Below are 20576 nucleotides of genomic sequence, written 5' to 3' on the forward strand. Positions count from 1 at the left end.
GTCTCACTCGTTTCACTCTGTTTGCGGGTACGGCTGCCGAGGCGGCGCGGATGAAGCCAGCGTCGCCGATCGGCCCGGGCCGGACTTGTGGTTTTCCGTCGCGAACCATCGCCAAAACGTACTTTCGGGCCGGTCGGCACGGTGCTTGGCGGCGGTATCCCACGTCGATGCCGTTTTTGTTCTATCGGCCGATTTTACGCTTTGATGTACTGGTGCCCAACGTCATTCCACGCATGCCACCCAGAGGAAGCCAGATGAACGTCAGCGCGTTCGACCTGTTCAAGATCGGTATCGGCCCGTCCAGTTCGCATACGGTCGGCCCGATGATCGCCGCGTGCCGCTTCGCGTCGCACGTCGAGGACGCGAACCTGCTCGGCTTCGTGCGCCGCGTGCGGGTCGAGCTGTACGGCTCGCTCGGCGCGACCGGCAAGGGCCACGGCACCGACAAGGCCGTGCTGCTCGGCCTCGAGGGCCACCTGCCCGACACGATCGATCCCGACCTGATCGAGCCGCGCCTTGCCGCGATCCGCGCGGAGAAGTCGCTGTCGCTGCTCGGCAAGCAGACGGTCCGCTTCGAGGAAAAGGAGCACATCGGCTTCTATCGCAAGCTGATGAGCGGCACGAGCATCGTGCACCCGAACGGGATGCGCTTCCAGGCATTCGACGAACACGGCCAGCTGCTGGTCGAGAAAGAGTATTACTCGATCGGCGGCGGCTTCGTCGTGAACCGCGACGGCGATCGCGTGAACGGCGTGCGCGCGGCGGTCGAGGTGCCCTATCCGTTCCGCACCGGCGACGACCTGATGCGCCAGTGCCGCGAACACGGGCTGTCGATCGCCGAGCTGATGCTGCGCAACGAAAGCGCGCTGCGCCCCGCCGACGAAGTGCGCGCCGGGCTGCTCGCGATCTGGCGCACGATGGCCGCATGCGTCGAGCGCGGCTGCAAGGTCGAGGGCGAGCTGCCGGGCCCGATGCGCGTGAAGCGCCGCGCGGCCGAGATGAACGGGCATCTGCGCGCGCGTTCGGAAGAGTCGCTGCGCGACCCGCTGTCGATGCTCGACTGGGTCAACCTGTATGCGATGGCCGTCAACGAGGAAAACGCGGCGGGCGGGCGCGTCGTCACCGCGCCGACCAACGGCGCGGCCGGCGTGATTCCCGCGGTGCTGCACTACTACGTGAAGTTCGTGCCGGGCTCGAACGAAGCCGGCATCGTCGAATTCCTGCTGACGGCCGCGGCGATCGGGATCATCTACAAGGAAACCGCGTCGATCTCCGGCGCGGAAGTCGGTTGCCAGGGCGAAGTGGGCGTCGCGTGCTCGATGGCCGCGGCCGCGCTTGCCGCCGTGATGGGCGGTACGCCCGACCAGGTCGAGAACGCGGCCGAGATCGGCATGGAGCACAACCTCGGGATGACCTGCGATCCCGTAGGCGGGCTCGTGCAGATCCCGTGCATCGAGCGCAACGCGATGGGCGCGATCAAGGCGCTGAACGCATCGCGCATGGCGCTCAAGGGCAACGGCCAGCACTACGTGTCGCTCGATTCCGTGATCAAGACGATGCGCGAGACCGGCGCCGACATGAAGACGAAATACAAGGAAACGTCGCGCGGCGGTCTCGCCGTGAACGTCATCGAATGCTAACGAAGGGTCCATCAAAATGAGCCGCTACTCGATATTCAGCCTGTTCCGCAACGGCCTCTCGTATCACGAGAACTGGGAAAAGCAGTGGAAGAGCCCGGAACCGAAGAAGGAATACGACGTCGTGATCGTCGGCGGCGGCGGCCACGGCCTCGCGACCGCGTACTACCTCGCGAAGGAACACGGGATCACGAACGTCGCGATCCTCGAGAAGGGCTGGATCGGCGGCGGCAATACCGCGCGCAACACGACGATCGTGCGCTCGAACTATCTGTGGGACGAATCGGCCGCGCTGTACGAGAAGGCGATGAAGCTGTGGGAAGGGCTGTCGCAGGACCTGAACTACAACGTGATGTTCAGCCAGCGCGGCGTGATGAACCTCGCGCACACGCTGCAGGACGTACGCGACACCGAGCGCCGCGTCAACGCGAACCGGCTGAACGGCGTCGATGCCGAATTCCTGACGCCCGCGCAGATCAAGGAAATCGAGCCGACCATCAACCTGAACAGCCGCTATCCCGTGCTCGGCGCATCGATCCAGCGCCGTGCGGGCGTCGCGCGTCACGACGCGGTGGCCTGGGGCTTCGCGCGCGGCGCGGACCGCGCCGGCGTCGACATCATCCAGAACTGCCAGGTGACGGGCATTCGCCGCGAAGGCGGCGCGGTGGTCGGCGTCGATACGGTGAAGGGCTTCATCAAGGCGAAGAAGGTCGCGGTGGTCGCGGCCGGCAACACGACGACGCTCGCCGACATGGCCGGCGTGCGTCTGCCGATCGAAAGCCACCCGCTGCAGGCGCTGGTGTCCGAGCCGATCAAGCCGGTCGTCAACTCGGTGATCATGTCGAACGCGGTGCATGCGTACATCAGCCAGTCCGACAAGGGCGACCTCGTGATCGGCGCGGGCATCGACCAGTACACGGGCTTCGGCCAGCGCGGCAGCTTCCACATCATCGAAAGCACGCTGCAGGCGATCGTCGAGATGTTCCCGGTGTTCTCGCGCGTGCGGATGAACCGCCAGTGGGGCGGCATCGTCGACGTGTCGCCGGACGCGTGCCCGATCATCACCAAGACCGACGTGAAGGGCCTTTATTTCAACTGCGGCTGGGGCACCGGCGGCTTCAAGGCGACGCCCGGCTCGGGCTGGGTGTTCGCGCACACGATCGCGCGCGACGAACCGCATCCGCTGAACGCGCCGTTCGCGCTCGACCGCTTCTACACGGGCCACCTGATCGACGAGCACGGCGCTGCCGCTGTCGCGCACTAACCCCCTCACCACAGCCAGGAGAAAGAAACATGTTGCTGATCGAATGTCCGTGGTGCGGGCCGCGCGCCGAATCCGAATTCTCGTGCGGCGGCGAGGCCGACATCGTGCGCCCCGTCAATAACGAGAACATGACCGACCGCGAATGGGGCGAGTACGTGTTCATGCGCGAGAACAAGCGCGGGCTGCACAAGGAGCAATGGCTGCACGCGCAGGGTTGCCGCCGCTGGTTCAAGGCCACGCGCGACACGGTGACCTACGATATCAAGGGCTACGAAAAGTTCGGCGGCGCGGCCGCCGGCAACGCACACGAAGAGGGCACGAGCAAATGAGCCAGAAAGACCGCCTCGGCACCGGTGGCCGCATCAATCGCGCGATTCCGTTGACGTTCACGTTCAACGGCCGCACGTATCAGGGCTTCCAGGGCGACACGCTCGCGTCCGCGCTGCTCGCGAACGGCGTGCACTTCGTCGCGCGCAGCTTCAAGTACCACCGTCCGCGCGGGATCGTGACGGCGGACGTCGCGGAACCGAATGCCGTCGTGCAGCTCGAATCGGGCCCGTACACGGTGCCGAACGCGCGCGCGACCGAAATCGAGCTGTACCAGGGGCTCGTCGCGACGAGCGTGAACGCCGAGCCGACGCTCGAGAACGACAAGTACGCGATCAACCAGAAGTTCTCGCGCTTCCTGCCGGCCGGCTTCTACTACAAGACCTTCATGTGGCCGCGCAAGATGTGGCCGAAGTATGAAGAGAAGATCCGCGAGGCGGCCGGCCTCGGCAAGGCGCCCGAGGCGCTCGACGCCGATCGCTACGACAAGTGCTACGCGCACTGCGACGTGCTCGTCGTCGGCGGCGGCCCGTCGGGTCTCGCGGCCGCGCATGCGGCGGCCGTGGCCGGCGCGCGCGTGATCCTCGTCGACGACCAGCGCGAGCTCGGCGGCAGCCTGCTGTCGTGCCGCGCCGAGATCGACGCGAAGCCCGCGCTGCAGTGGGTCGAGAAGATCGAGGCCGAGCTGCGCAAGCTGCCCGACGTGACGATCCTGTCGCGCAGCACCGCGTTCGGCTATCAGGACCACAACCTCGTGACGGTCACGCAGCGCCTGACCGAGCACCTGCCGGTGTCGATGCGCAAGGGCACGCGCGAGCTGCTGTGGAAGGTCCGCGCGAAGCGCGTGATCCTCGCGACCGGCGCGCACGAGCGTCCGATCGTGTTCGGCAACAACGATCTGCCTGGCGTGATGCTCGCGTCGGCCGTGTCCACCTATGTGCATCGCTTCGGCGTGCTGCCGGGCCGCAACGCGGTCGTGTTCACGAACAACGACCGTGCGTACCAGACCGCGCTCGACCTGAAGGCGTGCGGCGCGAAGGTGACGGTCGTCGATTCGCGCGCATCGTCGAACGGCGCGCTGCCGGCCGCCGCAAAGCGGCAGGGCGTGACGGTAATGAGCGGCGCGGTCGTGACGGCCGCTTCGGGCAAGTGGCGCGTATCGTCGGTCGACGTCGCGTCCAGCACGAACGGCCAGGTGAGCGGCAAGCTGCAGACGCTGCCGTGCGATCTCGTCGCGATGTCGGGCGGCTTCAGCCCCGTGCTGCACCTGTTCGCGCAGTCGGGCGGCAAGGCCTGCTGGAACGACGAGAAGGCCTGCTTCCTGCCGGGCAAGCCCGTGCAGGCGGAGGCGAGCATCGGTGCGGCGGCCGGCGAATTCGGCCTGGCGCGTGCGCTGCGGCTCGCGGTCGATGCGGGCGCGGAAGCGGCGAAGGCGGCGGGCTTCTCGGCCGCGCAGCGCCCGGTCGCGCCGCAGGTCGCCGAAACCGTCGAAGGCGCACTGCAGCCGCTGTGGCTCGTCGGCAGCCGCGAGGCCGCGGCGCGCGGGCCGAAGCAGTTCGTCGACTTCCAGAACGACGTGTCGGCCGCCGACATCCTGCTCGCCGCGCGCGAAGGCTTCGAGTCGGTCGAGCACGTGAAGCGCTATACGGCGATGGGCTTCGGCACCGACCAGGGCAAGCTCGGCAACATCAACGGGATGGCGATCCTCGCGCAGGCGCTCGGCAAGACGATTCCGGAAACGGGCACGACGACGTTCCGCCCGAACTACACGCCGGTGACGTTCGGCACGTTCGCGGGCCGCGAGCTCGGCGATTTCCTCGACCCGATCCGCAAGACCTGCGTGCATGAATGGCACGTCGAGCATGGCGCGCTGTTCGAGGACGTCGGCAACTGGAAGCGGCCGTGGTATTTCCCGAAGAACGGCGAGGATCTCCATGCGGCCGTGAAGCGCGAATGCCTCGCGGTGCGCAACAGCGTCGGCATCCTCGACGCGTCGACGCTCGGCAAGATCGACATCCAGGGCCCCGATGCGGTGAAGCTGCTGAACTGGATGTACACGAACCCGTGGAACAAGCTCGAAGTCGGCAAGTGCCGCTACGGGCTGATGCTCGACGAGAACGGGATGGTGTTCGACGACGGCGTGACGGTGCGCCTCGCCGACCAGCATTTCATGATGACGACCACGACGGGCGGCGCGGCGCGCGTGCTCACGTGGCTCGAACGCTGGCTGCAGACCGAATGGCCCGACATGAAGGTGCGGCTCTCGTCCGTCACCGATCACTGGGCGACGTTCGCGGTGGTCGGCCCGAAGAGCCGCAAGGTCGTGCAGAAGGTGTGCCAGGACATCGACTTCGGCAACGAAGCGTTCCCGTTCATGAGCTACCGCAACGGCACCGTCGCGGGCGCGAAGGCGCGCGTGATGCGGATCAGCTTCTCGGGCGAGCTGGCCTATGAAGTGAACGTGCCGGCGAACGCGGGCCGCGCGGTGTGGGAAGCGCTGATGGCGGCCGGTGCCGAGTTCGACATCACGCCGTACGGCACCGAGACGATGCACGTGCTGCGCGCGGAGAAGGGCTACATCATCGTCGGCCAGGATACCGACGGTTCGGTCACGCCGTACGACCTCGGGATGGGCGGGGTCGTCGCGAAGTCGAAGGACTTCCTCGGCAAGCGTTCGCTTGCGCGTTCGGACACCACGAAGGAAGGCCGCAAGCAGTTCGTCGGCCTGCTGACCGAGGACGAGCAGTTCGTGCTGCCGGAAGGCGCGCAGATCGTCGCGAAGGACACGCAGGTGTCGGCGGTCGATCCGACGCCGATGATCGGCCACGTGACGTCGAGCTACTACAGCCCGATCCTGAAGCGCTCGATCGCGCTCGCGGTGGTGAAGGGCGGCCTGAACAAGATGGGCGAGAGCGTCGTGATTCCGCTGGCCAACGGCAAGCGCATCACCGCGAAGATCTCGAGCCCGGTTTTCTACGATACCGAAGGGGTGCGCCAGCATGTGGAATGAAACGAGAAACCAGTCGCAGGTGGCGGGCGCGGGCGGCGTGACGCTTGAATCGCCGTTCGTCGGCGCGGCCGACGTGCTGAAGACGCACCAGGCGCGCGCATCGAAGAAGTTCACGCTGCGCGAGCGGCCGTTCCTCGATCTCGTCAACGTGCGCGGCGAGTTGAGCGATCCGGCATTCGTGAGCGCGTTCGAGCGCGTGGTCGGCTGCCGGCCGCCCGCGGCGCCGAACACGGTCGCGCGCGGTGCCGAGTACGACGTGCTGTGGCTCGGCCCCGACGAATGGCTCGTGCGATCGAACGGGCCCGTGCCGGCCGGCGTGCTCGAGGCAAAGCTGGCGGAGGCCGTGCAGGGTTCGTATGCGGCGGCCGTCGACGTCGGCAGCGGCTACACGGTGGTCGAGATCAGCGGCGAACGCGTGCGCGACGTGCTCGCGCGCGGCTGCCCGCTCGATCTCCATCCGCGTGCGTTCAAGCCGGGCCAGTGCGCGCAGTCGCATTACTTCAAGTCGTCGATCGTGCTGATCCCGACCGGCGACGATGCGTTCGAGATCGTCCTGCGCCGCAGCTTCGCCGACTATTTCGTGCGCATCATGCTCGACGCGGCCGAGCCGCTCGCGTCATGAAGCCGTTCGACGAACCGTTCGTGGCGATCGACGCGCCGCGCCTGCGCGGACGCGGCTGGAGCGTGTTCGTCGACGAACTCAAGGTGCCCGCGCGGATCGGCATTCACGCGCACGAGCATGAAGCGCCGCAGCCGATCGTGATCGATGCGCGGCTCGGCTATCGCTGCGAGCCGAGCGAGCAGGGCGAGTGGATCGATTACGACGGCTATTGCACGCGCGTCGCGGCGTTTCTGTCGCACAAGCCGCATACGCGGCTGCTGGAGACGCTCGTCGCCGATATCGCGGTGCTGTCGTTCCGCGAATGGCCCGCGCTGGAGTCGCTGACGCTGTCGGTGTACAAGCCGAAGATCCGGCCGGGGACGAAGCGTGTCGGCGTGTCGCTCGACTGGACGCGCGGGGATTACTTGCGGTGGACGGGGGCGGCGGGGCAGTTTTGATGCCGACGACAGTGCCGTCGGGTCGTTTGCCGAGATGCATAGTTCCTGAAATATGAGAACAATAAGCATCCAGTGAATGCGGGTGCCTTTGTTCCTGAAATATAGGAATAATTGGTGGCTTCAGGTTTGCGCGGGTATAATTCCGGTATTTTCGTAACAATGTCGACCGGCCTCACCGGCGGCTCTTTGTTCCTGGAATTCCGGAATTATGGCCCGTACCTTACCTCGCCCGATTGCGACACCCGACCCGCTGGCACTGGATCTGGCCGCGCTGGGTGCGCTCATCCGCAACCGGCGAGCGCAGAACCAGATGCGGATCGACGACGCGGCCGATATGCTCGGCGTCTCGAAGGACGTGCTGTCGCGGCTGGAAAACGGTCGCGCCGTGAGCCTCGACAAATTGTTCAAGGTACTCGACGGCCTGGGTCTCAATTTGCTCGTCGTGCCGAAACGCGAAGTGCCTGCGGCACGCAAGGCGTTACACGAATATATGGCATCACAAGCCAATCCGGCGGGGTCGCAGGAGGTGGCCTGATGGCCCATCGCTTGAGCATTTCGACCAACGGCTCGCCTGTCGGCCGGTTGACCTACGATGCCCGTCAGGATGATTACGGATTTTCGTACGATCCGACGTGGCAGGCGCGCGCCGACGCATTTGCATTGTCGCCGTGCATTCCTCTCGATGGAGGTCCACCTCCTGCCGGTGCGGTCCAGCGCTTCATCGGCAACCTGTTGCCCGAGGGCCGCGCACTCGAAGTGGCCGCGGCGATGTATCAGATCTCGAAGGACAATGTTTTCGGTTTGATCCGCATGCTCGGGAAAGAGCCTGTCGGCGCGTTAAGCTTTTTCCCCGACGACAATGCCGATGCGCAGGCGCCGGAGGCCCACGAATCGGTGCGGCGCGTGATATCCGCGGAGGAGTTGAGCGACCGCATTCGCAAGCGCGATGCGATTCCGTTTCCCGTCTGGGACAATCAGGTCCGTCTATCGATTGCCGGTCATCAGGACAAGCTTCAGGTGCTGGTCGAGGGCGAGCAATTCGCGCTCGTCGAGGGGCGGCTCAGCAGCACGCATATCCTGAAGCCCGAGTCCAGCAACCCGCATGCTCCGTTCATGGTCGCGAACGAGCATTTCTGCATGACGCTGGCTGCCCGAATGGGGCTGCCGGTGGCTCATGTCGAGATGCGGCGCATCCCGGAACCCATTCTGCTCATCGAACGATTCGACCGGATCGCGACGACCGAACCGGACGATCCGCAACGCGTCCGCGCGGTTCGTCGTCTCCATATCATCGACGGATGTCAGGCGCTGGATTTGCCGGCGACACTCAAATACGAACGCAACCTCGGCAACAACGCGGACGTACGTAATATTCGCGAGGGCGTGAGCTTCGAGAAGCTGTTTTCCTTGACACCGTGTCTCGAGACTCCGGCGGCCGCACGTTCGGCGATGCTGCGCTGGGCGCTGCTGCAATTGCTGATCGGCAACAGCGACGCGCACGGCAAGAATATTTCGTTTTTCGTCAGCAGCGGCGGTCTCGATCCGGCGCCGCTTTACGATCTCGTTTGCGTCAACGTGTATGGTGACGCGTATGTCCAGGATATGGCGATGGCTTACGGGGATGTGTTCCGAATGGAGGAGCTGACCGCTTTTGCCCTGGCGGACTTTGCGCATCGCGCGCAAATCCGGCCATCGTTCGTCGCACGTGAAATGACAAAGATGGCGACGCTGGCGAGGAAACTGGCTCCCGAGTTGGCGGAGTTGGAGGCTTATGCAGGCGAAGAGCGTGCCTGGGTGCGAAATATTTCGGAGTACGTGTGTGCTCAGGCAGACCGTACGCTGCGTATTGCCCCCATGATATCCAAGGTAAACGTCGATCTTCTCTGATATCGGACGGTTGGCGGGCGACGCTGCGACACCGGATTCAGCGTGTCGCAGCGATTGCCCTGCGCGGATGCGTTACGCCGCAGCCGCGCCGCTCAGCGCCGGATAGTCGACATACCCGCGCGCGTCGCCGCCGAAGAACGTGTCGCGCTGCGCGTCGTTCATCGGCGCACCCGTCTTCAGCCGCGTCACGAAATCCGGATTCGCGAGCACCATCTGGCCGTACGCTTCGAGATCGGCAATGCCCGCTGCGACATCCGTACCGATCGCGTCGCGCGTGCGGCCCGGCCGGTTCACGATCAGCGTGCCACTCCAGCGCTCGCGCAGGTCCGCGAGCAGCGGCTCGTCGCCCTGGTGCATCACGTGCAGGTACGCGAGGCCGAGCCGGTCGAGCTGCGTCGCCAGGTGGCGATACAGGTCCGGCCCTTCCGCGCCTTCGTCGATCCCCCACAACGTGGTGCCGGGCGACAGGCGGATCGCGGTGCGGTCCGCGCCGATTTCGTCGGCGATCGCCTCGGCCACCTCGATCGCGAAGCGCGCGCGATTCTCGATCGTACCGCCGTACGCGTCGGTGCGCGTGTTGGCGTTCGGCGCGAAGAACTGCTGGACCAGATACCCGTTCGCGCCATGGATCTCGACGCCGTCGGCGCCGGCCTCGATCGCGCGGCGCGCGGCAACGCGGAAGTCGTTCACCGTCTCGCGCACTTCGTCCGTCGTCAGCGCACGCGGCGCGGGAATCTCCTGCATCCCCTTTACCGTGAACATCGGCACGCCCGGCGCGATCGCGGACGGCGCGACGCCCTGGCGATGATGCGGCGTGTTGTCGGGGTGCGACATGCGCCCCACGTGCATCAACTGGATGAACAGACGGCCGCCGCGCGCATGCACGCGGTCGCTGACCGCCTTCCAGCCGGCGACGTGCGCATCGGTGTAGATGCCGGGCGTCGTCAGGTAGCCCTGGCCGTCGTCCGACGGCTGCGTGCCTTCGCTGACGATCAGGCCGAGGCCCGCGCGCTGCGCATAGTATTCGGCGGCCAGTTCGCCGGGCGTGCCGTCGAACGCGGCGCGGCTGCGCGTCATCGGTGCCATGACCAGGCGGTTCTGCAGCGTGTAGCGGCCGACACGGGCCGGGGTGAACAGTGCGTCCATGATGCGTGCTCCTTGAGGGTCGGGTAACGGCACCGGGGCGATGCCGTATCGGGCGCCGGCCGCGCACCGTTGCGCCAGCCTTGCCGCCATGGATACATCATCCATTGCTTCTTTTTCGAGATAAATATGGTAGTTTGGATAACATTGATCCATTGATGGAGCGGTGGGTGTGGAATTACTGAACGACATGGCGCTGTTCGTGGAGGTCGTGAAGGCGAAGGGCTTTCGCAGTGCGGCCGACGCGCTGGGCATGCCGAATTCGACGCTGTCGCGGCGGATCGGCGCGCTGGAAAAGGCGATCGGCTTGCGGCTGCTGCATCGCACGACGCGCCGGATCGAGCTCACGGAGGCCGGGCAACTGTATTTCGAGCGCTGCAAGCGCATCGTCGACGAGGCGCGGCTCGCGCACGAGCAGCTCGGCGAACTGCTGGCCGAACCGGCGGGCGTGCTGCGCGCGTCGTTTCCGGTCGATTTTGCGGTGATCTACCTGACGCCGCTGATCGTCGAATTCGCGAACCGCTACCCGAAGCTGACGTTCGATTTCGAGCTGACGTCACGGCGCGTCGATCTGGTGAGCGAGCCGTTCGACGTCGCGATCCGTATCGGCGAATCGGCGGATTCGCAACTCGTCGCGCGGCGGCTCGCCACGTTCCGCAATCATCTGTATGCGTCGCCGCGCTATCTCGAGCGCTCGGGCGAGCCGCGCGAGCCTGACGACCTGAAGCAGCATCAGTGCCTGAGCGTGCAGCGCGTCGATGCGTGGACGCTGCATGACGGCGCGCGGGAGGTCGAGGTGCCGGTGGGCGGGCGGTTCGTCGTGAACAGCGTCGGCATGATCCGGCAACTGGCCGTGCACGGTGCGGGGATTATCCAGATGACGGAGGAAATTGTGGCCGACGACGTGGCCGCAGGAAGGTTGCGTCGCGTGCTGCCCGGATGGGAGGGCACGCCGGTTCCCGTCTACGCGATGACGGAAACGCGCTTGCTGCCCGCGAAGACGCAGATTTTCATCGAGTTTCTGCGCGCGCACTTTGCGCAGGCGTGACATCCGGCGGCGCGGGCATCCGGGCGCCGGTCAGTTGTGCGCAGGTTGCGGCGCGTTCCCCTGCGCTTCCCATTTTTTCAGGATGCGCACGCGCGCCTGGCCGAAGTCGACCCAGCAGTTCATCCATGCGTCGTCCGGAATCATCTGCTGCGGATTGGCGGTCTTTACGTAATTGCAGGTGTCGCTCGCGAAGCCGAGCCAGCTCGCCTGCGATTTTGCGAGCTGTTTCGCGGCATCGGGGTTGCGTTGCCGGGTCTTGCGTTCGAGCGACCGGTACGCGCGCTCCACTTCCTGATTGCTGTTGTCGACGATGCAGTTTCGCACCGCGTCCATCGTCGGCCCCTGCTGTTCGCAATCGACCGCGGCGAACGCGGACGCAGCGCCGCTCGCCAGCGCGGCGACGGCGAGAAGGCGGGCAGCGTGTCGGATTGCGTAGCGCATGCGCAGGACAAGTCGCAAAAGGGGGAGTGCGCGGTCGCGCTTACCGCGTGTTGCGAGCCGACGTCGATGTCGACGACGATTCGCTGACCGGCACCATCCGTGCCTTCGTGTCGTTCGCGGCTTTCCCGGCTTTCGCGTCGTCGTCGGGTTCGAGCACGAACCGGAACGAATCGACCCGCTGCATCACCTTTGCCGCATACGCGTTCGAACCGCCATAGCTCTTCAGCCCGGCCTGCACGTTGCCGCCGGCTGCCTTCACATAGCCCGACAGGATCGCGGAGCCGGCTTCGACGTTCGCGTTCGGCTCGGTCAGATCCTTCACGTTGCGCAGCAGGCCGCGATGCGCGGCCGGTACGACCTGCATCAGCCCCGTCGCGCCGTGCTGGCCGCGCGCCTTTTCCTGGAAGCGCGATTCGATCGAAATGATGGCGTAAACGAGTGCCGGCGGCAGTGAATATTTCGTCGCAGTAACGCTCACGATATCGGCGAGCTTCGCGGCCCGTTCCTTCGCGACGCCGAACTTCTTCGTCAGGTAGGACGTGATGCGGCGGTTTTCTTCGTTCGGCTGATCGTTGGCGTTGGCGAGTGGCGCGGATGCGACGGACGGTGCCGATGCGGCCGCTTCGGGCGCGGATGCAGGCAGCGCGGGCACTTGCTGCGCCGATGCCTGTTGCGCGATGCCGAGCGAAAGCACGATCAGCCAGAGAAACCGTCGCATGGTGGAATGCTGGGAAATGTGAGGCGCATAGTATATCGGCCAATCGTCACCGGTGGTCGAGCGCCGGCTCGAATGAAAGCGACGTGTAGGCTTGTGTCGGTCTGCGATGATCGACGGGCCGATCGTTGCATGGACACGCATCGGAGTCCGGATAAATGTCACCGTCGGTTCCGGGATCGTATCCTCATTTCCCCGTGCACGGGAAAGCGACGCGAACCGCCTACGCCCTCCGCGCGGTCGCCCTCCGCGCAATCGCGCCGATCGCGTCGCTGACGAGCACCGCGAGCAGCCCGACGATCACGCCGCCTTGCAGCACGAACGCGGTGTTCGACGTCTGCAGGCCCGCGATGATCACGTCGCCGAGCCCGCGCGCGGCGACCGTCGAGCCGATCGTCGCGGTGCCGAGATTGATCACGACCGCGAGCCGGATCCCGTTGACGATCACCGGAAACGCGAGCGGCAGCTCGACCGACACCAGCTGCTGCCAGCCGCTCATTCCCATCCCGCGCGCGGCATCGACGACGTCGCGCGGCACGTCTTCGAGCCCTGCAATCGTGCTTTCGAAAATCGGCAGGAGCCCGTACAACACGAGCGCGATCAGCACGGGTTTCGATCCGAAGCCGACGGCCGGCACCGCGAGCGCGAGCACCGCGACCGGCGGGAAGGTCTGGCCGATGTCGACGACGCTGCGCGCGACCGGCAGGAAATCCGTGCCGGCCGGCCGCGTGACGAAGATGCCGGCTGCGACCGCGACAATCGTGCCGATCAGGCTCGACAGCGCGACCGTGCCGAGATGCGCGAGCGTGAGGTCGAGCAGGCTCGCGCGATCGTAGATGACGGGCGCGCCGTTGTCCGAGAACGGCGCGAACAGCCCCTGCAGCCATGCGGGGCGCAACAGCAGCACGAGCAGCAGCGCGAGCGCAGCAGCCCGCGCCGCGAACGCGGGAAGGCTGCGGGGAAGGGGCGAACGCGATGGCCGCGCGCCGCGCGTTGCATCCGGCGTCGTCATGCAGGCTTCCTCGCATGCGCGCGGATCGCATCGAGCGTGATGCGCCGCGCGCCGGGTTCGTTGCGTCCGCCACCATCGTCGACGGGCAGCGCATCGACACCGCGCCATAGCAGCTCGGACACCGCATCGCGCAGCGTGCGCGTCGCGGCGATCGGTTCGCCGTCGGCATGACCGGGTTCGGCTACCGCGTCGATCGGCGTCAGCGCGAGCAGGCGCAGCGGCCGGTCGACGCCCGCGACGAGCTGTTCGACGACGCCGGCCGCCGGTTTGCCGAGAATCTCGGCCGGCGGCGCGACCTGCAGCAGCCGTCCGCCGTCCATCACCGCGATCGTGTCGCCGAGCTTGAGCGCTTCCTCGATATCGTGCGTGACGATCACGACCGTGATGCCGAGGCGGCGCTGCAACTCAAACAGGTCGTCCTGCGCCTTGCCGCGAATGATCGGATCGAGCGCGCCGAACGGTTCGTCCATCAGCAGCATCGCGGGCTCGGCCGCGAGCGCGCGTGCGACGCCGACGCGCTGCTGCTGGCCGCCCGACAGTTCGTGCGGCAGCTTGTCCGCGAATTCGGCCGGCGCGAGATGGAACAGTTCGAGCAGTTCGTTCACGCGCGCGCCGATGCGATCGGACGGCCAGCCGAGCAGGCGCGGCACGGTCGCGATGTTGCGTGCGACGCTCCAGTGCGGAAACAGCCCGTGCCCCTGGATCGCATAACCGATGCCGCGCCGAAGCTGCTCGGGCGCGACACTCGCCGTATCGACGCCGTCGATGCGGATCGTGCCGCTGGTGGGCGCGATCAGCCGGTTGATCATGCGCAGCAGCGTCGACTTGCCGCTGCCCGATGCGCCGACGAGCGCGGTGATCGTGCCGCGCTTCATCGTCAGCGAGACGTCGTCGACGGCGACGACGTCGCCGAAGCGTTTGCCGACCCGTTCGATCTCGATCATCCTGCACGCCCCTTCGCGAGCGACGTCGCGGCTTCGAACACGACGGCGGCCGCCAGTGCGAGCGCGATCGTCGGGATCGCGCCGAGCAGCACGAGATCGGCGGCCGATTGCCCGATCCCCTGGAAGATGAAGGTGCCGAACCCGCCGCCGCCGATCAGCGCGGCGACCGCGGTCAGGCCGATGTTCTGCACGAGCACGATGCGCACGCCGCTCAGGATCACCGGCAGCGCGAGCACCAGGTCGACGCGCAGCAGCCGCTGCGCGCGCGTCATGCCCATCGCGCGCGCCGCTTCGGTCACATGCGGCGGCACTTGCCCAAGCCCGACCACGACGCTCGATGCGATCGGCAGCAGCGAATACAGGAACAGCGCGAGCACGGCCGGCGCGACGCCGATCCCGCGGATGCCGAGCGCGGCCGCGAGCGGCACGTGTGCGGCAAGCAGGCCGAGCGGCGCCATCATCAGCCCGTACATCGCGATGCTCGGGATCGTCTGCACGATATTGAGCACGGGCATTGCGACGGTCCGCACCGCCGCGACGCGCGCGCATGCGATGCCGAGCGGCACACCCGCGACGAGCGCGGCGGCGACCGAGCCGCCCGCGAGCGATACGTGCCGGATCGCTTCGCGCCAGAAATCGTCGCTGCGCACCGCGTATTCGCGCATCACGGAAAGGCCGTCCCACCAGCCGCTCGCGAGCGGCACCGAGATCGCTGCAATCGCGACGACGAGCGCGACGAGGCGCCGCCACGGGCCGAACGCGAGCCGCGCGAGCGCGTCGGCGACGAGCACGGCCCATGCGAACAACAGCAGCCAGACACCGGCGGCGGGCGACACGCGCGCGAGCATGTCGTCGGGCGCGACGACGTGCGTCGCCGCTGCACCGACCGCATACGCGAGCGTCGCGAGCCACGTGCAGCCTGCCGCGAGCCGCCACGCGGGGCGGCTCGCCGTCATCGCCCACAGTGCGCCGACGCTCCACAGCGCGGCGAGCGCAGCGCCCTGCACCGCAGGCAGCGCGGCGAACACCGACAGATCGGCGCCGGCCGCGATCCGGTTCGGTCGCAGCACCGAGAATGGCAGGCCGAGCACGGCGACGATCGTCAGTACCCCGATCAGGATGCCGACCTTGTCGGGTGTCACGCGCCGCGCGGACGCCGCCGCGCGACCCGTCATTTAACGAAGCCCTTCGATTTCAGGTAGCTCTTCGCGACACCGGCCGCCGGCTCGCCGTTGATCTGGATGCGTGCGTTCAGCGCCTGCAGCGTCTTCAGGTCGAGGCTCGCGAACACGGGCTTCAGGTAATCGGCGATCTGCGGATGCGCTTTCAGCACGGCTTCGCGGATCACGGGCGTCGGCGCGTAGACGGGCTGCACGTGCTTGTCGTCGTCGAGCACCGCGAGGCCGCTCGACGCGATGCCGCCGTCGGTGCCGTAGACCATCGCCGCATTCACGCCGTCGGTCTGGTTCGCGGCGGCCTTGATCGTCGCGGCCGTGTCGCCGCCGGACAGCACGACGAGCTGCTCGGGCTTCAGCTTGAAGCCGTATGCCTTCTCGAACGACGGCAGCGCGGACGCGCTGTTCACGAATTCGGCCGACGCGGCGAGCTTCAGCTTGCCGCCGCCCGCGACCCACTTGCCGAAATCGGAGAAGGTCTTCAGGTGCTGCGCTTGCGCGACGGGTGCGAGCACGGCGACGCCCCATGTGTTGTTCGCGGGCGCCGGGGCGAGCCACACGAGATGGTTGGCCGTGTAGTCGAGCTGCTTCGCGGTGTCGTAGCCTTTCGCGGCGTCCTTCCAGACCGGATCGTCGGCCTTGTTGAAGAAGAACGCGGCATTGCCCGTGTATTCGGGATAGATGTCGATCTCGCCGCTCGTGAGCGCCTTGCGCACGATCGGCGTCGTGCCGAGCGCGATCTTTTCGGTGACCGGAATGCCGTGGGCTTTCAGCACCTGCGCGATGAGGCTGCCGAGCAGGTTGCCTTCGGTGTCGATCTTCGACGACACCACGACGGGCGTGTCGGCGTGCGCGCCGGGCGCGACGAGCGCGGCGGCGAACGCGAGGCCCAGGATCCGGGCGGGCAGGGCGAGCTTCATGAGCCAATCTCCAGGACGGGGGCGTACGCCGAAAGTTACTTGACTGAGCGGGCTTTGGCAAACCGCGTGCGGCGGCGTGCCCACAGCCCGCGTGGGGATAACCCGCATCCGTCACGCCGGCTTGTTACACTGAAATCCGTTCCCGCCTGCGGACAATTGCTGACATGAAGCCCGAGCTGCTGGTTCTCATCGCATTGCGCGGCGACGCGCATCGCGAGATCGCCGCGTCGTTCGACGTGCGCTATGCCCCGACTCCCGAAGAACGCGAACGCGCGATCGCCGAATCCGGCGGCACGATTCGCGCGGTGCTGACCAACGGCAGCACGGGCCTCGCCGCTGCCGATATCGACCGGCTTCCGCAACTCACGTTCGTCAGCGCGCTCGGCGCCGGCTACGAGCATATCGACGTCGCGCATGCGAAGGCGCGCGGCATCACGGTCGTGACGGGCGCCGGTACCAACGACGATTGCGTCGCCGATCACGCGTTCGCGCTGCTGCTCGCGGCAGTGCGCGGCGTCGTGCGGCTCGATGCGAAAACCCGCGCGGGCGTGTGGCGCGAGGGGCTGCCGATGCCGCCGAACGTGTCGGGCAAGAAGCTCGGCATCGTCGGGCTCGGCAAGATCGGCGAGAAGTGCGCACGCCGCGCGGCCGGCTTCGACATCGAGATCGGTTATCACAACCGGTCGGCGAAGGACGTTCCTTACCGCTATTTCGACCGGCTCGACGCGCTCGCGCAGTGGGCCGATTTCCTGATCGTCGCGACGCCGGGCGGCGCGGGCACGCGGCACCTGATCGATCGCGCGGTGCTCGATGCGCTCGGCCCCGGCGGTTTTGTCGTCAACGTGTCGCGCGGCAGTGTTGTCGATACCGCTGCTTTGGCGGATGCGCTGCGCGAAGGGCGCATCGCGGGCGCGGGGCTCGATGTGTATGAAGGCGAGCCGGAGCCGCCGCGCGCGCTGACGGATCTCGACAGCGTCGTGCTGACGCCGCACATGGGCGGCTGGTCGCCCGAGGCGCTCGATCGTTCGGTGCAGCAGTTTCTCGACAACGCTGCGCGGCATTTCGCGGGGCAGCCGGTGCTGACGCCCGTTTAAGTCACGGTTGAATCAGGTTTTGCGGCGATCAGGCAGTGCGGACGGCGGCCGATGTCGAAGAGACATCGGTCGCCGTCCGCCTTGAGTCACACGCGCCCGCTCAGGACGAAACCAGCGGCACCGTCACCGACGTGCCGGCCGGATCGAGCGTCAGACCCGTGCCCGGTGTCGGCCGCAGCGTTGCCTCGTTGTCGCTGGACAGGACGACAAGACCCAGCCGATGGCCGGCTTCGAGCCTGTAGTCGCGCGGCATGAACGTCAGCTTCAGGTCGTACGGCATCCCTGGCAGCACGGGTTCCGACAGCCACTCGGACAGCCGGTTGCGCGGGTCGGTCCATGCGCGCGTGACGATCGTCGCCGTGCCGTCCGGTGCGCGGTCGACCAGCAGCGCCGTCACGTTGGCCGTACCCGTGAAGGTCAGCCTGACACGTGCCGTTGCGGTGCCGGACAATCGCGTCGCGGCCGTGAGCGGCGCGCTCTCGAAGCGGCTGCGGTTTTCGCCGGTCGGCGCGTTCGCCAGCGTGAGTGCGGTAATGCGTGCATCGTCGGTGAAGCGTGCGAGCGGGCCGCCGGTCGGCATCCGCAGCAGCGTGCCGGTGCCCGTACCGTCGCCGCCCGCGAAATACGAAACCGGCGTCGCATGGCGCGCGGCCCAGTCGGCTTCCTTCAGCAGCTTGCCGTCCGCCTGCTCGATCACCGCGCGCGGATCGCGTTCGACGCCGTTGTCAAAGCCGATCAGGTAGCGCGTAAACCACCGGTTCACCTCCGCGGTCCACGCGTCGGCCATCGCCGGCACGCGGGTCGGATCGGTGTGTTTCAGGCGATGCAGCCAAAGCTGCGTCGGCACGCCCTGGCGCCGCATCGCGAGATACCACGACGTCGACTGGTCGACGCGCACGTTGTCGTCGGTCAGCCCCTGCGCGACGAGCGCCGGCGCGACCGCGAACGCGGTCGGGATGTCGCGCGCGGCCCAGAACGGCGAATAGTCGCCGGTCGTGCGGTCCTCCTTCTGCAACGATTCGTCGATCAGGTGCGTGCAGCGCTCCGGATGCGCGTTCGTCAGCAGCGCCTTGATATATACGTCGACATCCTCGCCCTGATAGCCTTCCGGCGCGCGCACGAGCCCGCCCGAGCGGTAATAGCCGTACATGTTCGACAGGCCGGCGACCGGCACGATCGCATCGAGCCCGCGCGTGCGCAGGCTCGCGACCATCTTCGGCAGCGTGCCGTCGTACGACACGCCGTACATGCCGACGTGGCCCGTCGACCAGTTCGCGACGACCGTCTTGCCGCTTGCGTCCTTCGCGGTTGCGTCGCGGCCGAGCCAGCGGATCACCGACGCCATCGCGACCGATTCGTCGCGCGTGAGGATCGTCGGGCAGCCGTCCGAGCCGGCGGTGCCGAGCGAATCCGCGTAGACGATCGTGAAGCCGCGCGGCACGAAATAGCCTTCGATCCACGAGCGCCCGGCGGCGGCCGCTTCGAGTTGCTGCAGCATCCGCGTCTGCGGCGCGGCGGCCATGATGCGCGCGGACGTCGATGCCGACGCGGCTGCGTTCGCGGCCGGATGCGGCGTGCCGTCGAGCTCGACGTCGACGTCGTGGTTCGGGCTGTCGGCGAGCCCCGCGTAGTACGGGCTCGCGAGCACGATGACGGGCGTGCGTGCGCCGTTCGCGGTTTCGGCCGGGCGCACGATACGCACGTGGATGCGGTCGCGTGTGCCGTCGCCGTCGGAATCGACCGGCGTGTCGACCCACGCGTTCTCCTCGATCGTGCCGCCCGACAGCGACGGCTGCACCTGGCCGTTCGCGATCACGGGCCGGTAGCGTCCGCCGCTGGCCGGATTGGCGTACGGGACGCCGGACGGCGAAATGCGTGACGCCAGCGACTGCGTATCGGCCGCCGACGCGGCGGCCCCCTCCTGTTGGCCCTGCGCGAGCGCTGACGCACCCGCCACGCTGCCGCCGTCGTCGCCGCCGCAGGCGGCGAGCGTCGTGGCCGCAACGAGCGCGGGAAGCCACGCGCGCCGCAATCCGGTTCGATGAATGTTCATTGTCGACCTCGTTGTTGTGATTGTCCTGAGCCGGCCGGTCCGCGATATGTGCCCCCTGCGGCCTGGCCGGGTGCTGCATCGGATGAAGCGGGACTGCACCTTCGAAAGCGCCGGGCGAGACGCCCGGGTGTTACGACCGGTGCCGGTGCGCGTCATACCGCGCGTCACTCGGCGAGCGTCGGGGCGATCGCGTCGCCCCGAACGGAAATCGTCAGCGCAGCGGCGGGTACGGGGCGCGCTGTTGAGGCGATGCCGGCGGCAAGACGTGAATGCAGGAGTGCGAATCAAGTACGGACATGCCCGACCTTCCTTCAGGTTTCGGATGAAACGGAACGGCATGATGCGATGAGGCGGGGGTATTGCGAACGACGGTGCTGCAACGGCAGGAGCGCGCGACGCGTGTCGGCATGGCTGGCCGGATTTCTTTCCGGAAGCTTGCGCAAACTTATCTCAGTGAAATCTTGCTGTCAAACTTTTTTAGTTTGTATCAAACAAAGTTTCTGATCGTGCGCGGCATGCGGTCGCCGGTCCGGGTGGCATCGGTCTCGACTTCGTTGGAATCCATCCGTAAGCAATAAAAAAACAGCCTGAAAGGAGAGAGCAATGACGATTCCGGTCACGGCGGCCGGCGGACACTCCACCACGCAGGACGGCACGCCGCTGAAGGTGGAGCAGTCGGCCGGCAGCGCGCGCGACACGCTCGCGCTGCCGGATACCGCGCGGCAACTGTCGTCGGGCGCGGCGGTTTTCGTCGACGGCACGGCCAGAAGACGTACTGCAGGCACGCGCAACTCATCGACGTCGGCTTCGACGTGCTCGCCCGTTACACGCCGGACGACGGCAGCAG

The 20576-nt window shown here is 67.0% G+C and carries 19 protein-coding genes; 10 read left to right on the top strand and 9 right to left on the bottom strand.

The annotated features are described in order from the left end of the window. Positions 1-254: 254 nt before the first annotated feature. The 8 genes from JYG32_RS30375 (at position 255) to JYG32_RS30410 (ending at position 9184) form a co-directional block, all read left to right on the top strand. Complete coding sequence (locus JYG32_RS30375; RefSeq protein ID WP_174379762.1) at positions 255-1640, top strand: L-serine ammonia-lyase; 1386 nt, start codon at positions 255-257, stop codon at positions 1638-1640. A 16-nt stretch (positions 1641-1656) separates the two neighbouring features. Further along, complete coding sequence (locus JYG32_RS30380) at positions 1657-2901, top strand: sarcosine oxidase subunit beta family protein (RefSeq protein ID WP_006480591.1); 1245 nt, start codon at positions 1657-1659, stop codon at positions 2899-2901. A 29-nt stretch (positions 2902-2930) separates the two neighbouring features. Further along, the gene (locus JYG32_RS30385; protein ID WP_174379763.1) at positions 2931-3230 is read left to right on the top strand and encodes a sarcosine oxidase subunit delta; all 300 of its coding nucleotides are present in this window, start codon (positions 2931-2933) and stop codon (positions 3228-3230) included. Next, on the top strand, positions 3227-6238 hold the full coding sequence (locus tag JYG32_RS30390; protein ID WP_213266057.1) for a sarcosine oxidase subunit alpha family protein: 3012 nt from the start codon (positions 3227-3229) through the stop codon (positions 6236-6238). The genes JYG32_RS30385 and JYG32_RS30390 overlap by 4 nt, the downstream gene beginning before the upstream one ends. Further along, positions 6228-6860 (top strand): sarcosine oxidase subunit gamma, encoded by a 633-nt coding sequence (locus JYG32_RS30395; protein WP_213266058.1) that lies wholly within the window; start codon positions 6228-6230, stop codon positions 6858-6860. The genes JYG32_RS30390 and JYG32_RS30395 overlap by 11 nt, the downstream gene beginning before the upstream one ends. After that, positions 6857-7297 carry a dihydroneopterin aldolase gene (locus tag JYG32_RS30400; RefSeq protein WP_213266059.1) on the top strand — a complete coding sequence of 147 codons (441 nt, stop codon included), beginning with the start codon at positions 6857-6859 and terminating at the stop codon, positions 7295-7297. Before JYG32_RS30395 ends, JYG32_RS30400 begins: the two co-directional genes overlap by 4 nt. Before the next feature lie 208 nt (positions 7298-7505). Continuing rightward, positions 7506-7832, top strand: coding sequence for a helix-turn-helix domain-containing protein (locus JYG32_RS30405; protein ID WP_174379767.1), 327 nt, complete (start codon positions 7506-7508; stop codon positions 7830-7832). Next, positions 7832-9184, top strand: coding sequence for a HipA domain-containing protein (locus tag JYG32_RS30410; RefSeq protein WP_174379768.1), 1353 nt, complete (start codon positions 7832-7834; stop codon positions 9182-9184). The genes JYG32_RS30405 and JYG32_RS30410 overlap by 1 nt, the downstream gene beginning before the upstream one ends. 72 nt (positions 9185-9256) lie before the next feature. Here JYG32_RS30410 and JYG32_RS30415 read toward each other — a convergent pair whose 3' ends face one another. Beyond that, a complete protein-coding gene (locus tag JYG32_RS30415) occupies positions 9257-10330 on the bottom strand; it encodes an alkene reductase (protein ID WP_213266060.1) in 1074 nt (357 codons plus the stop codon). A 169-nt stretch (positions 10331-10499) separates the two neighbouring features. On the opposite strand from JYG32_RS30415, the gene JYG32_RS30420 reads away from it, so the two are divergent. Further along, complete coding sequence (locus JYG32_RS30420) at positions 10500-11375, top strand: LysR family transcriptional regulator (protein ID WP_174379770.1); 876 nt, start codon at positions 10500-10502, stop codon at positions 11373-11375. A 30-nt stretch (positions 11376-11405) separates the two neighbouring features. Here JYG32_RS30420 and JYG32_RS30425 read toward each other — a convergent pair whose 3' ends face one another. The 6 genes from JYG32_RS30425 to osmF form a co-directional block, all read right to left on the bottom strand. Further along, the gene (locus JYG32_RS30425) at positions 11406-11816 is read right to left on the bottom strand and encodes a lysozyme inhibitor LprI family protein (protein WP_213266061.1); all 411 of its coding nucleotides are present in this window, start codon (positions 11814-11816) and stop codon (positions 11406-11408) included. A gap of 40 nt (positions 11817-11856) precedes the next feature. Then, positions 11857-12534, bottom strand: coding sequence for a lytic transglycosylase domain-containing protein (locus JYG32_RS30430; protein ID WP_213266062.1), 678 nt, complete (start codon positions 12532-12534; stop codon positions 11857-11859). Between the two features lie 220 nt (positions 12535-12754). Further along, on the bottom strand, positions 12755-13543 hold the full coding sequence (locus JYG32_RS30435) for an ABC transporter permease (RefSeq protein WP_213266063.1): 789 nt from the start codon (positions 13541-13543) through the stop codon (positions 12755-12757). Beyond that, positions 13540-14487 (bottom strand): ABC transporter ATP-binding protein, encoded by a 948-nt coding sequence (locus JYG32_RS30440; RefSeq protein ID WP_213266064.1) that lies wholly within the window; start codon positions 14485-14487, stop codon positions 13540-13542. Before JYG32_RS30440 ends, JYG32_RS30435 begins: the two co-directional genes overlap by 4 nt. Next, on the bottom strand, positions 14484-15662 hold the full coding sequence (locus JYG32_RS30445) for an ABC transporter permease (protein WP_174379776.1): 1179 nt from the start codon (positions 15660-15662) through the stop codon (positions 14484-14486). The genes JYG32_RS30440 and JYG32_RS30445 overlap by 4 nt, the downstream gene beginning before the upstream one ends. Beyond that, complete coding sequence (gene osmF / locus JYG32_RS30450; protein ID WP_174379777.1) at positions 15659-16582, bottom strand: glycine betaine ABC transporter substrate-binding protein OsmF; 924 nt, start codon at positions 16580-16582, stop codon at positions 15659-15661. The genes JYG32_RS30445 and osmF overlap by 4 nt, the downstream gene beginning before the upstream one ends. Before the next feature lie 164 nt (positions 16583-16746). Here osmF and JYG32_RS30455 point away from each other — a divergent pair, with 164 nt between their 5' ends. After that, positions 16747-17676: a 2-hydroxyacid dehydrogenase gene (locus JYG32_RS30455; protein WP_174379778.1), complete on the top strand. Its 930-nt coding sequence runs from the start codon at positions 16747-16749 to the stop codon at positions 17674-17676. 100 nt (positions 17677-17776) lie between these two features. Here JYG32_RS30455 and JYG32_RS30460 read toward each other — a convergent pair whose 3' ends face one another. Beyond that, positions 17777-19729 (bottom strand): Xaa-Pro dipeptidyl-peptidase, encoded by a 1953-nt coding sequence (locus JYG32_RS30460; protein ID WP_213266065.1) that lies wholly within the window; start codon positions 19727-19729, stop codon positions 17777-17779. A 467-nt stretch (positions 19730-20196) separates the two neighbouring features. Then, positions 20197-20514, bottom strand: coding sequence for a hypothetical protein (locus tag JYG32_RS30465; RefSeq protein ID WP_213266066.1), 318 nt, complete (start codon positions 20512-20514; stop codon positions 20197-20199). Positions 20515-20576 lie beyond the last annotated feature (62 nt).

This window comes from Burkholderia pyrrocinia (assembly GCF_018417535.1).
Taxonomy (GTDB): Bacteria; Pseudomonadota; Gammaproteobacteria; order Burkholderiales; family Burkholderiaceae; genus Burkholderia; species Burkholderia pyrrocinia_E.

Bases quoted from the DNA above. Each gene is read 5' to 3' on its own strand.
- JYG32_RS30400 (WP_213266059.1), top strand. From the start codon at position 6,857: ATGAAGCCGTTCGACGAACCGTTCGTGGCGATCGACGCGCCGCGCCTG.
- JYG32_RS30445 (WP_174379776.1), bottom strand. From the start codon at position 15,662: ATGACGGGTCGCGCGGCGGCGTCCGCGCGGCGCGTGACACCCGACAAG.
- JYG32_RS30435 (WP_213266063.1), bottom strand. From the start codon at position 13,543: ATGACGACGCCGGATGCAACGCGCGGCGCGCGGCCATCGCGTTCGCCC.
- JYG32_RS30455 (WP_174379778.1), top strand. From the start codon at position 16,747: ATGAAGCCCGAGCTGCTGGTTCTCATCGCATTGCGCGGCGACGCGCAT.
- JYG32_RS30410 (WP_174379768.1), top strand. From the start codon at position 7,832: ATGGCCCATCGCTTGAGCATTTCGACCAACGGCTCGCCTGTCGGCCGG.
- JYG32_RS30390 (WP_213266057.1), top strand. From the start codon at position 3,227: ATGAGCCAGAAAGACCGCCTCGGCACCGGTGGCCGCATCAATCGCGCG.
- JYG32_RS30375 (WP_174379762.1), top strand. From the start codon at position 255: ATGAACGTCAGCGCGTTCGACCTGTTCAAGATCGGTATCGGCCCGTCC.
- osmF (WP_174379777.1), bottom strand. From the start codon at position 16,582: ATGAAGCTCGCCCTGCCCGCCCGGATCCTGGGCCTCGCGTTCGCCGCC.
- JYG32_RS30385 (WP_174379763.1), top strand. From the start codon at position 2,931: ATGTTGCTGATCGAATGTCCGTGGTGCGGGCCGCGCGCCGAATCCGAA.
- JYG32_RS30415 (WP_213266060.1), bottom strand. From the start codon at position 10,330: ATGGACGCACTGTTCACCCCGGCCCGTGTCGGCCGCTACACGCTGCAG.
- JYG32_RS30430 (WP_213266062.1), bottom strand. From the start codon at position 12,534: ATGCGACGGTTTCTCTGGCTGATCGTGCTTTCGCTCGGCATCGCGCAA.
- JYG32_RS30405 (WP_174379767.1), top strand. From the start codon at position 7,506: ATGGCCCGTACCTTACCTCGCCCGATTGCGACACCCGACCCGCTGGCA.
- JYG32_RS30395 (WP_213266058.1), top strand. From the start codon at position 6,228: ATGTGGAATGAAACGAGAAACCAGTCGCAGGTGGCGGGCGCGGGCGGC.
- JYG32_RS30460 (WP_213266065.1), bottom strand. From the start codon at position 19,729: ATGAACATTCATCGAACCGGATTGCGGCGCGCGTGGCTTCCCGCGCTC.
- JYG32_RS30440 (WP_213266064.1), bottom strand. From the start codon at position 14,487: ATGATCGAGATCGAACGGGTCGGCAAACGCTTCGGCGACGTCGTCGCC.
- JYG32_RS30380 (WP_006480591.1), top strand. From the start codon at position 1,657: ATGAGCCGCTACTCGATATTCAGCCTGTTCCGCAACGGCCTCTCGTAT.
- JYG32_RS30425 (WP_213266061.1), bottom strand. From the start codon at position 11,816: ATGCGCTACGCAATCCGACACGCTGCCCGCCTTCTCGCCGTCGCCGCG.